The organism is Streptomyces sp. NPDC021225 (assembly GCF_044332865.1).
Lineage (GTDB): Bacteria > Actinomycetota > Actinomycetes > Streptomycetales > Streptomycetaceae > Streptomyces.
In genome coordinates this window covers 115,625-126,963 of sequence record NZ_JBIRPV010000014.1, presented here as the reverse complement: position 1 = coordinate 126,963, position 11,339 = coordinate 115,625, and the positions used below count along the sequence as shown (strand labels likewise).

6 protein-coding genes are annotated in these 11,339 nt (G+C 71.6%); 5 read left to right on the top strand and 1 reads right to left on the bottom strand.

The window, feature by feature from the left end; all coding sequences use genetic code 11:
* Nucleotides 1-64 precede the first annotated feature (64 nt).
* Nucleotides 65-1,153 carry a polyprenyl synthetase family protein gene (locus ACH4S9_RS39680; protein ID WP_385345695.1) on the top strand — a complete coding sequence of 363 codons (1,089 nt, stop codon included), beginning with the start codon at nucleotides 65-67 and terminating at the stop codon, nucleotides 1,151-1,153.
* 250 nt (nucleotides 1,154-1,403) lie between these two features.
* On the opposite strand, the gene ACH4S9_RS39675 is transcribed toward ACH4S9_RS39680, so the two are convergent.
* A complete protein-coding gene (locus ACH4S9_RS39675; protein WP_398376599.1) occupies nucleotides 1,404-2,027 on the bottom strand; it encodes a hypothetical protein in 624 nt (207 codons plus the stop codon).
* Nucleotides 2,028-2,147: 120 nt separating this feature from the next.
* Between ACH4S9_RS39675 and ACH4S9_RS39670 the strand changes: the two genes are divergently transcribed.
* The 4 genes from ACH4S9_RS39670 to ACH4S9_RS39655 all read left to right on the top strand — a co-directional run bounded on the left by ACH4S9_RS39670 (nucleotide 2,148) and on the right by ACH4S9_RS39655 (nucleotide 11,336).
* Nucleotides 2,148-2,654 (top strand): hypothetical protein, encoded by a 507-nt coding sequence (locus tag ACH4S9_RS39670; RefSeq protein ID WP_398376597.1) that lies wholly within the window; start codon nucleotides 2,148-2,150, stop codon nucleotides 2,652-2,654.
* A gap of 145 nt (nucleotides 2,655-2,799) precedes the next feature.
* Entirely contained in the window at nucleotides 2,800-5,661 is a 2,862-nt protein-coding gene (locus ACH4S9_RS39665) for an AAA family ATPase (RefSeq protein ID WP_398376596.1), read from the top strand.
* Nucleotides 5,654-6,946: a serine/threonine-protein kinase gene (locus ACH4S9_RS39660; RefSeq protein WP_398376594.1), complete on the top strand. Its 1,293-nt coding sequence runs from the start codon at nucleotides 5,654-5,656 to the stop codon at nucleotides 6,944-6,946. Before ACH4S9_RS39665 ends, ACH4S9_RS39660 begins: the two co-directional genes overlap by 8 nt.
* A 10-nt stretch (nucleotides 6,947-6,956) precedes the next feature.
* Nucleotides 6,957-11,336: a hypothetical protein gene (locus tag ACH4S9_RS39655; protein WP_398376593.1), complete on the top strand. Its 4,380-nt coding sequence runs from the start codon at nucleotides 6,957-6,959 to the stop codon at nucleotides 11,334-11,336.
* Nucleotides 11,337-11,339 lie beyond the last annotated feature (3 nt).

Below are 11,339 nucleotides of genomic sequence, written 5' to 3'. Positions count from 1 at the left end.
ACATTTCACCTACTACGTTCCCGATGCCGGAGATGCCGGCCAGCCACAGACAGGAGACCCGTCCGTGACCCTCCCCGGGCCCATGGGGCTGTCCATGCGGGACCGCGCGGTGGAAGCCGACGTCCGAGCCGGACTGGCGGCGGTCGAGGCGGGCCTGCTGGAGGCCACGAAGAGCGATGTGCCGTTCATCACCGAGGCCGCCCAGCACCTGGTGCGGGCGGGCGCCAAGCGGCTGCGGCCGCTGCTGGTGCTGCTGGCCGCGCGGTTCGGCGACCCGGCCGCGCCGGGCGTGGTGCCCTCGGCCGTCGTCGTCGAGCTGACGCACCTGGCGACGCTCTACCACGACGATGTGCTGGACGACACCGACGCGCACCACCGCACCGATGATTCCGATACGAACTGGGACAACTCGGTAGCGGTGCTCACCGGCGACTTCCTCTTCGCCCGCGCCTCCCACCTGCTGGCCGACCTGGGCCCGGAGGCCGTACGGATCCAGTCCGACGCCTTCAGACAGCTGGTCACCGGCCAGATCCTGGAGACGGCCGGCCCCAGCGGCGACCGCGACCCGATCGAGCACTACCTGGAGGTCCTGGCGGGCCGGGCGGGTTCGCTGATCGCGGTCTCCGGGCGGCTGGGCGCGCTGGCGTCCGGCGCGGGGCGGGAGGTCGCGGGCGCGCTCGCGCACTACGGCGAGCGGCTGGGCGTCGCCTGCCGGCTCGCCGAGGACGTGCTGGACATCGCCGAGGGCCGCGGGGCCGGGGGCCTGCCGCGCGGCCGCGCGGGCACCGCGCTGCGCGAGGGCTTCGCCACACTGCCCGTCCTGTATCTGCGGGCGCGGGCGAAGGCGACCGGCTCGCCCGAGGACCGGGAGCTGTGCGAACTGCTCGCCGCCGGGTTCTCGGACGAGCCCCGGTACGCGGAGGCGCTGGGCCGGCTCCGCGCCCACCCCGCCCTGGAACAGGCCCGGGTGGCCGCCGCCCGCTACGCGGACGAGGCCCGCGCCGCCCTGGCGCCGCTGCCCGCCGGCGCGGCGCGGCGGGCGCTGGAGGACCTGTGCGAGGTGGTGACGCGCGGCCGCCCGGCCGTCTCACCCACGGCCCCGGCCCCGCTGGTCACCGCGGAGCAGGGACTCCCCGAAGCGGCGCAGCCGTGAGACGGCGTCGGGGTCGGGGTCCACGCGGCGCGCCCCACGGCAGCGGCAGTCCTCGGCCGTCACAGGAGGCCCGGGGCAGCCGGCTCCCCGGCGCCGGCGCCCACCGCCGACCCGCGAGGACCGCCGGACGACCGCCGACAGCCGCCTGAATCGCTCCCTGGCAACCACAGCGAGGAAACCCGCCCGCCCGCGCCCCGTATTCCACCCGCGTTCCACCCGCTTGCACCCGTGTTCCACGTTCCGGCCCCGGTCAGCGCCTGCGCTGCCCCGCGTAGAACATCGAGGCGCCGGTCACCACGAACAGCCCACCGGAGATCCCCAGGGTGAGGGCGGTCTGGCCGGACTGGTCGGGCCCGTCCGGCAGCCGTGGCTCCAGGACCCCCATCGGGTCCTCGCGGAGGACGACGCGCTGGAGCCGCTTGATGTGGTCGAAGCAGTTCTGCTGCTGCGATATCTCGTGCACGGCCCGCTTCCCGCCGGTCTCCTTCACCGTGCAGTGCTGCTGCTCATCGCGGTCCTCGACCTTGATGACTACGGCTGGCACCTTCTCCCCGAAGGTCTTCATATAGAGCTCGTACAGCCCCGGCCCGGCGAACAGCGTCAGCGCGAACCCCGCGCAGGACACCAGCGCCGCCGCCCCCGCCCGGTGCCAGATGCCGCCCGCCACGGTCGCCGCGACGGCGAACGTCCCGAGCGCGAGCACGACTCCGGCGTAGATGCCGACCGACGGATACTGGGCCAGCCAGGCGGCGGCGGTGAACATCAGCGGTACCGACACCGCCCACACCAGCGAGGTGGCCAGCCGACGCGCCGTGGACGGCGGGGCCCCCGCCGCCTTCTTCCCCGTGGCCACGACGGACTCGGGCGTTCCCATGCCTGCTCCCTGCTTCGCTCACGCCTGACGGGCAGCAAGCATGCCGCAGCCGCCGGTTCGGCTGAGCCCGGGGCTCGGGCAGGGGCAAGCGGAGGCCCATTCGACCTACGCTGTCAGCTCATGGATTGGACTACGCCCATAAGCACGCTGATCGGCGCGATAGTTGGGGTCGGATCAACGCTGCTGGGTGAGGCTGTTCGCGCAAAACGTGATCGAGGACACCAGCTGCACCAGCTCAGGCGGGAGCTGTACGCCCGCTACCTCGAAGCCCTCACCAACACGGACAGCGAGCTGCAACTGCTCGCCATCCGCCAACAGGCGCCCGTGGACGAAGGCGACGTCCGGGCCGCCTGGCGCAGTCACTCCCTGCTCTCCCTGAACTACGAGATCACCCTCGTCGCCCCGACGCCGGTGGCCGACGCCGCCGATACGGCATACCGCTCGCTGCGAGCGATGCGGAACGTCATAGCCACGACCGAGGTCACCATCGGCAATTCCGGTACGCCGGAGAACAACGCCCCCGGAGCAGCCGAGTGGCAGCGCGTCCACCGCACATACATCGACGCGCTGGCCGCCCTGCGCTCGGCCATGCGCGCCGACATAGGCCCCGCACACCAGCCCACATGACCAGGGGATTCAAAGATCAAAAAACTTCAATGGCGACAGGCCCTGTCGCACCCGTGTCAAACTGTGAATACAGCGGAGAAACCGCCGTCGGCTCCGGAATTCTCCGCCAACATGGTCTGCCGGGAACGGGTACGGGGGTGCCGTCGTGTTGTCACTGTTTTCGGAAGGGATCTTCACTCCGCATACACTTCTGGACGAACGCACAATCGACGTTCTCTCGGCGGCAACCCAGCGCTGCTCGGGGACAGTCCGCCCGAGTGACATCCTCTACGCCGCGATCGACGCCGGCGATCAAGGAGTTCTGTCGGCACTCGCGCTCACGCTCGCCGACGGTGCCCAGCCGCGGCATCTGCTGGAAACCATCGCGGTGTACAACCCGGGGAGCCAGGACGGACTGGATTTCGATTTCGACGGAAGACGTGAGCGCTTCACACCGGAGACGCTGTCCGGCCTCGACCGCTTCGCCGCGGAGTTCGCCCAGGACCAGGATCGGCTGCGCCCCGTCTGCCTCGAACTGCTCATCGCCTGCGTCCTGGATCATCCCGACCCCGGTGACCGGCAGTTCCTGCGGATTCTCGACATGGCGGCCGCCGCGCGCACCCTGCGGGAACAGGCACGCCTCAGCACCGAGCAGCCTCCCGCTCTGCTGGACGAGACCGGGAGGCTGCGCTCCGAGGATTTCTCGGCGGATGCCTGGGCCATTCTGGAGCAGGCGGCGGGGCGCGCGGGTGAGCTGGGGTACGACCGCCTGTTACCGCCGCACTGTTTCCTCGCCCTGCTCGGCGAGACGGAGGGGCTGACCGAGCGGCTCGTCCGGCTCCAGATCCCGCCGCAGCTGGGCCTGGTGAAGGTCGCGGAGCTGCTGAGCGGCGCCTTCCGGCTGTCACAGCACGGAAAGGACGCGCCGCCACTGCATCGTGACGGGCTGGGAGAGCCGATGCTCGCCCTGCTCCGGCGCGCCTGGCGGGCTGCCGCGGTCTGGGGTGCCGAGCTGGTCGACACACCGCATCTGCTCGATGCCCTGCTGGAGGATCCGCCGCCGAGGCTGGCGTCGGTGTTCCAGGGGGAACCGCTCCGGGTGGACCTCGCCCGCATGCGTGAGCTGCTCGCCCAGGCCGTCAGGGAGGCGCGCACCGCGGGACCGCGCGAGGTCTCCTTCCGGTTACCGCCGCAGTCACCGCCTGCCGAGGATCTCACCTGGCTGGCGCGGACCCAGGGGATCGTTCCCGCCCTGCACCTGGAGCGCTACTTCGACGCCCTGGGTCGAGCCCTGCATCGTACGACCGACAACCATGTGCTGATCACCGGGCCCGCCGGGGTCGGCACCACCACCCTGCTGCGCGAACTGGCCAGGCGCGCGGCGGCCGGAGAGCTGCCTTTCCTGCGGCGCAAGCGCCTGCTGCGCGTCGACTGCCATGACGTACCGGACTCCGAGAGCGGTGCCAAGCTCGCCAGGATCATCGCCCATGTGGCCGGGCGTACTGATCTCATCGTGTGCCTGGACGGCCTTGGAGCCATGCTCCGCGGCCCCGGGGGCACCGACCACGTACCGGCCCTGCGCAGCGCGCTGAAGGAGCGCCGGATCCATCTCGTCGGGGTGCTGTCCGGCCAGGAGTACGACGACCTGCTGTCCTCCGACCACGCCCTGCGCGAACTCACCACCCGTATCGACATGACCGAGCCGGCCCGGGCCTGCGCGCGAGACATGGTCCGCCAGGCGGCGGACGGCCTGGAAGCGGAGTTCAACACCGAGGTGGAGGACCGCGCCGTCGACCGGGCAGTCGTGATGTCCGGCGACTACATCCTCAACCAGCGGCTGCCGCTCGCCGCCGTCAAGGTGCTCCGCCGGGCCTGCGAAGACCTGGATTACCGCCGTACGCAGCTCGGCGATACCCGGGCCGTCGTGAACACCGAGGACGTGGTGCGGGTCATCGCCGAAGTGTCGGGCGTGCCCGCCGGGCAGATCGCCGGCACGGGCGGGGAGCGGACCGACTACGAACAGGCGCTGGGCGGGTCCGTCTTCGGGCAGCGGGAAGCGGTCGAGGTCGTCGCGAGCGAGCTGCGCCGCATCAAGTCGGGCCTGGCCGGGGCGAGCAACGGCCCCGCCTCGGTGATGCTCTTCGCCGGGCTGACCGGGACGGGCAAGACCGAGCTGGCGAAGACCGTCGCGAGTTTCTACTCCTCCTCCAAACGCCTGCAGACCTACCCCATGGAGAACTTCTCCGAGGCGCACAGCGTGTCGGGCATCATCGGCTCCCCACCGGGATACATCGGCTACGAGCGCGGCGGCCGCCTCATCAACGAGCTGAACGCGGACCCGTACTGCGTCTTCCTGCTCGACGAGGCGGAAAAGGCGCACCCCGAGGTCTGGCGGCCGTTCCTCAACCTCTTCGACGAGGGCTGGATCGTCGACCAGCGTGGTGTCAAGGCCCATGGCGACCGGGCGATATTCATCCTCACCAGCAATGCGGGTCAGGAGATCATTTCCCGGATGGCACGGGAGGGCCGGTCCGACGAGGAGATCGTCGCGCGGGTGAAAGAGGCACTGCCCCAGATCGGGAACCGTGCGCAGGGCGGTCCTGTCTTCTCTCCCGAGTTCTTGGCGCGCATTCGCCGGATCATCGTGTTCCGCCCGCTGGACCTGGACGCCATGACCGGAATCTGCCGCAAGCTGGTCGACCGGCAGCGCGAATTCTGGCTGGACAAGCGAGAAAAGGAGCTGGTCGTTCCCGAAACGCTGATCCGCTACGCCGCCGGGCGCGGACACCTGCTGAACGAGAAGTCCGGCGGCAAGGAGGGCGGCCGCATCATCGCGAAGATCCTGTCGGACCTGATCGAGAATCCCATCCTTCTCGAACAGGAGCGCCGGGAGGCGGAGTTCCGGAGTTGCACCCGCATCGAGCTCGACTTCCGTCGCATCGGGCCCGGCGAACCCCGGACGGACGTCCGCTTCAGCCCCGCTCCGGCGGCAAATACGGCGAAGGAGGCCGGACCGGGTCATGAGTGACGACGGAGCCGGGACCGACCTGCGGTCGTTCGAGGGCCGGGTGATCAACGACCGTTATCTGCTCACCAAGTGGATCGGTGGCGGCGCCTTCGGCGCGGTCTTCCTCAGCGAGCAGCGCATCCTCGGCCGCCCCGTCCGGCGGGTCGCCTGCAAGATCTCCAAGGAGACGGGGATGACCGAGGCGGACGCCCAGGAGCGGTTCGCCGACATCCTGCGGCTGGCCGAGGCGATGGACGGGATGACCGACGCCGAGGCACGCCGCCACCTCGTTCATGTGTACGACGGCGGGCTGGCCCACGACGCCGACGGCCGGGCGTTCCTGGTGATGGAGTACGTGCAGGGCACCACACTCGCCGCCCAGTTCGAGACGTTGAAGACGGTCCCCGCCAAGCTGCTGTTCAACTGGGCCCGGCAGATCTGTGTGGCGTTGCGCGGACTGCATGCCCTGGACCAGCCGTTGCTGCACCGGGATCTCAAGCCGGACAATGTCCTGCTGGGCTCGGACCTGACCGTGCGGCTGATCGACTTCGGCCTCGCCGCCAGGCTGCTGGCGTCCGGGACCGTGCCCGGAGTCGCCGGCACTCTGACGTACATGGCGCCCGAGACCTCCCAGGGCGAGAGCGTGCCCGCCTCCGACCTGTACTCACTCGGGGTGCTGATGTACGAGGGGCTGACCGGCCGGCTTCCCTTCGCGCACCTCATACCGCCCCCCGGCCTTCCCGACACGCTGCACGGCGACTGGCTGTACCAGCAGAAGAAGGAGGGCCACGCGGCGGCCCCGCCGTCACGGCTGAACAACACCGTGACGCGCGGGATCGACGCCGTGGTCCTGCGCTGCCTGGAGTTCGAGCCCGCGCGGCGGTTCCGCAGTGCGGCGGAACTCCTGGACGCGCTGGCCGGGGCCGAGGCCGGGGCCCACCGCCCACCGCCCGGCGAGAGCGCGCTGGAGCAGGCCCGGAAGCAGGCGGCCGACGGCGATCCGGCCGGCGCGTGCCACACCCTGCGCAAGTGCCTGGACTCCGGTTCGGGGGATCTTCCCCCCGCCGTCCGGCTGGCGCTGCTGAGCGAACTCGCCCGCCTGCTCGACGGGCAGGGCGACCCGGCCGGCTCCGCTCGGCACCTCGCCAGGGCCTGGCAACTGGTGCGCAACAGCGCCCTTCTGCGCACCCGGAAGGAGCGTTGTGCCCTGCTGTCCCGTACGGCCGACGCCTACCGGCGGGCCGGGAACGCCTTTCAGGCGACCCACTTCGAGGATCTCCTGCGACGTGAGAGGGGCAGGGGGTGAGCACAGCCGCATGAGTCCGCCACCATCCTTCGGCGACTTCCTCAGCCGCTCGGGGCGATTGCGCAGACAGTGGACCGCCGCTCTCAAGAACCCGGACCCGCCCAGCGGCCTGGCGCGACTGCGGGAGCTCTCCGTGCGGATGGAGGAGCGCCCCGAAGCGGCCGCTCCGCTGTGGACCGACTTCTTACGGTCCCTGGTCGGCCGCCCATTCCAGCCGCTGCTCACCGAGGACGATTTCGAAGCGCTGGAAAGGCTCGGCCTGCGCGTCGCCCAGACCGGTGCCATCCCCTTCGACCAGGTGGTCCGGCCGCTGGTCAAGGCGCGCTATGGGCGCGGCGAGGAGAAGCAGGTCTACGAACTGCTGACCCGGCTGTACTGGGAGGCGCCGGACCAGGATCCGGTCAGGGCCGCGCTGGCGGACGAACTGGCCCGGTCCGGCCGACAGGACGACGACCATCTGGAGGTCTGTGCGGACCTTCTGGGCCGGGGCGGGCCACGGCCTCCGGCGGTGGTCGCGCTGGCCACCGACGCGCTACAGGTGGACTTCACGTCGGAGGCGGCGCAGCTGCGTCGGGCGAACAAGCTGGCAGCGACCGGACTCCCAGGGGCGGACCGCGCGGCCGGGCTCCACCGGCTGTTGGTCACCGCGGAACTCGACCTGGCCAGGGACTGCTTCCTCGCGGCCTGCGCGGCGGACCCACGCGACGGGACCGCATTGCTCGGGCTTGTGGCCGCCTACGTGCGGGCCGGCGAGGCCGCGAGTATCCCTGAATGGGCGTTCGACGCAGCCCGTGAAGCCCCGCCCAGGGTCGCCGCGATGGCCGAGCTCGGCCGGGTGCTGGCCTGGTTCGACTCGGACACCGACACACGTCCCCCGGCCACCGACCGGCTGGCCGCCCTCGACCTGACCCTCGAGGCGGGCCCCTGGTCCGCCTACGCCCGCGGCCGCCTGCACCTCCTGGACGGCGACGCCGCGCGGGCCCGCGATCTGCTCGTGCCCCTGACGGCCGGCGCCTCCCCCTTCCCGCAGTGGCGCTACCACGCGGCCTGGTCGCAGCTGCTCTGCGGCAGCCGCGCCGGACTCCGGAGGCTCATCGGCACGATGACCCCGAACCCGGACGACTGGGCGCTCGCCTGTCTCCTGCTGGACGCCGAGCCGGATGCGGTGCCCGGCACTGACGCGGAACATGCGGCAGCCGCGGCCCCACCCGGCTACGAGCGGATCGCCCAGGTCCGCCGTGACCTGACCGCGGGCAGGCGGCCGCCGCCCGGCGCCGCGGACCAGCCCGCGCCCGGTCTGCCCGCGCCCGGCCTGCCCGCGAAGGTCGGCGGCTTACCGGAGCGGCTCGAGGCGTTGCGTACGGCCCTGGGCGAGGCGTACAGCCGGGCGATGCCGACGGAGATGACGGCGCTGGTGAGGCAGCCGCTGTACCGGCGGCTGCCGAAGGCCGACCGTTTCTTGTGGTCGGGGCTGCTGGCGCTGCGGCGGGATCCGGAGGAGGGGCGGCGACTGCTCGGGGCGGCCCTGGCGCTCGGGCATGAGCGGGCGGCGCTGGTGCTGGCCGCGCACCACTTGGAGGAGCGCCGTCCGGCCAGGGCGCACCGGCTGCTGGCCGGGCGCGGCGGCGCCAAGGCGGAGTTGCTGAGCGTGTGGGCCGAGGCGGCCGGGGGCGGGTCGGACGAAGCCATCGCGGACCGGCTGGAGCGGCTGGCGGCCCGGGAACTCCCCCAGGTGCCGTACGTGCTCGGCGCCGTCTGGCTGCATCAACTGGCCGGGGAGGGCGCGACCCTGGACCCGGACGACGCCCCGTACCACGCGCGGCGGGCGGCCAGGGATCTCGGCCGGGCCGTAACCGCCGGGCCGGGCGCCGTACCCCCGGACGCCCCTGTACTGCTGCGGGCCGCCACGACGGTCGCCTACGGAACCGCCCCTGGCCCGGGCGACGAGTCGGCGGGGCTGCCGTCCTCCGCACGGCAACATCCCTGGGCGGAATGGGTCCTGGGCATCGCGCTGCTGGCCGAGGAGCCGGAAGCCGCCGACCTGGAACTGTGCGGGCGGCTGGCCGCCCTGATCGAGGATGCCGACGAGCCGCCCCCGCAGGCCGTGGCCGGGCTGGCCGCCGCGCTCACCCGTGCGGGCATGCTCGCCGAAGACCCTGACCGCCGGGACTCCCTCGCCCGGTTGGTGCGCAGTCTGACGAACCAGTACCCCTCGCCGGAAGTGCACGCGCTCGCCGGTCGGATCACGGCTGCGGCGATCGCACTGCCGGCCGTGGGACGCCCACCGCTCCAGGCGGCGCAGCCGTCCGGCGCCGTACAGCCCGTGCCGGCGCTGGCCTGTGCCGCGCGCGACCTCGCGCGGGGCGACCGGGGCGCCGCCGTACAGGAGTTGCGGGCCGCATCGGCGGACAGCGCCATGTGCGCCGTGCTCGCCGACGTGCTGGACGGCCGCTCTCCCGGGGCCTCCCCGCCCGACGGGGCCGGCAAGCAGGCCGCGCTGGTCCGGGTCGTCCATGCGGCCGGGCTCGTCGAGAGCGATCCCAAGCGGTGCCTTGACCTGCTCTCCGCGGCGGCGGCCGACTGCGATCTGGCCGCCGTCACCGACATCACCCGGCTGCTGCCCGCGCTGTTCGCCCACGCCGAGGGCCGCGATCCGGGCAGCCGCAAAGCGGGTCGTGCCAGACCGAACGGCGCCAAACGCCGTCCCGGCGAGCCCCATCCGCTGGCCGGTCTCGTCAGGCGGCTGACCGATGAGTGCCCGCCCTCACTCGACACGGCGGTCCTGGCCGACTGCGCGACCGCCGTCGGGGATGACGTGACGGCGGAAGCGATGTGGGTGCGGGCAATACACCGGGCTGAACAGGAAGGGCTCGACTCCGGCCACCTCCGCGCCCGATTCGCCCGGCTGCTCTGCCATCAGGCGGTGACCGCCCGCCGAGCGGGGCACGCGTTGCGGAGCGCGGAGCTGCTGCGCCGGGCCGCTGACGTCCTGCCATCGGCCGGCCCCCCGATGAAACGCGTCCCGTCCCGCGGCAGAGTCCAATCGCTCGCCCGCGACCTGGAACTCGGCACATACGTCGACCGCCTGCTGGACCAGCTCTTCCCCGGCGCCGAGCCGGAGCCCGTCCCCTGGGAACGGCCCGGCCGTTACTCCGCCCTGGAGACGACCGTCGAGGCCGACGACAGGCTCCTGCGCGCCCTGAGGTCGGGAGGGATCAGAGGAGTCGAACGGAGCTGGGCGGACTGCCTGAAGACCCTGGAGTACGACGTCCGCCTCCACCACACCCTGGCCCTGCTGTACCGGAGCATGGCGCTCGGCGGGGCCGCGCCCACCGCGCAGGCGGGCGGACACCTCGCCCGCGCGACCGTGCTGTGGACCCTTCTGCTGGCATCAGGGGAATTCTGGGAGCAGCACGGCGAGGCGCCCGTCGGGCCCGAGGCGGAGACGCGGCTGCGCGGCATCGTGTGCCGGGACATGTTCGGCATGCACCGCAAGCTCGGTGCCGAGGCCCTCCAGGCAGGGCAGCGGGATACCGCCCGGCAGCACCTGCGGGTGCTGGAGACCGTCCGCGAGGGGGAGTCCGCCGTCCATGGCCTTCTGCGGGACTTCGGCATCCCGTGGTCCGTGGCGGTCGACGCGCGGCGCTGGGCCGAGATCTCCGCCCTGGCCGGTTCGGTCACCGACGCGTGGTGCGACGAGGTCGTTGAAACCGCCGAGAAGGCGGTCAGAGACTCGGCCGCAATCGCGAAACTGGCCGAGGGGATCGACAAGGACTACGAATCCGGCATCCGTCTGATGGAGCCGCTGATCGGCCTTGGTATTCCGCTGCCCCGCCTTCTACGAACCGGACTCGACTGGTACAACGGGCTACAGACCTGCCTTTACCAGATGCACAGAACCGAGGAACTGCGGAAGGTTATCGGAAAAGCGCGCAGGTTCGCCGACGAGCTCGCTCCGCTGTGCACCCCGGGCAAGGGACATCTCCCGGGCAACCGAGCGCTCGGCCAGCATTTCGCGTTCCGCGGACTGTTCGTCGCACAGGGCAGCCGAGCCGCCATCGTGTCGTACGAAGAGGCGCTGAAGTGGGATCCCGGCAACCTCAGCGCCCCCGACCTGCTCGCCCAGACCCTCTTCAGGGCACAGGTGGAGCGTGTCCTCGCCGCGCGGAAGGCGGAGAACTATCCACGCATGCTGACCGCGGCGAAGAAGGCGTACGAATTGGCCCGCACCGACCATGACCGTTCGGTGGCTCTGACCTACCAGGCCACGAGTCACATCTATTCCAAAAAATTCCCCCAAGCCCTTCCGTTGTTGAAACAGGCTGTGCGTCTCGATCCCTCCAACGAGGCGGCCCGATCGTTCTACGACCAGTTACACGACAAACCGTGAGAG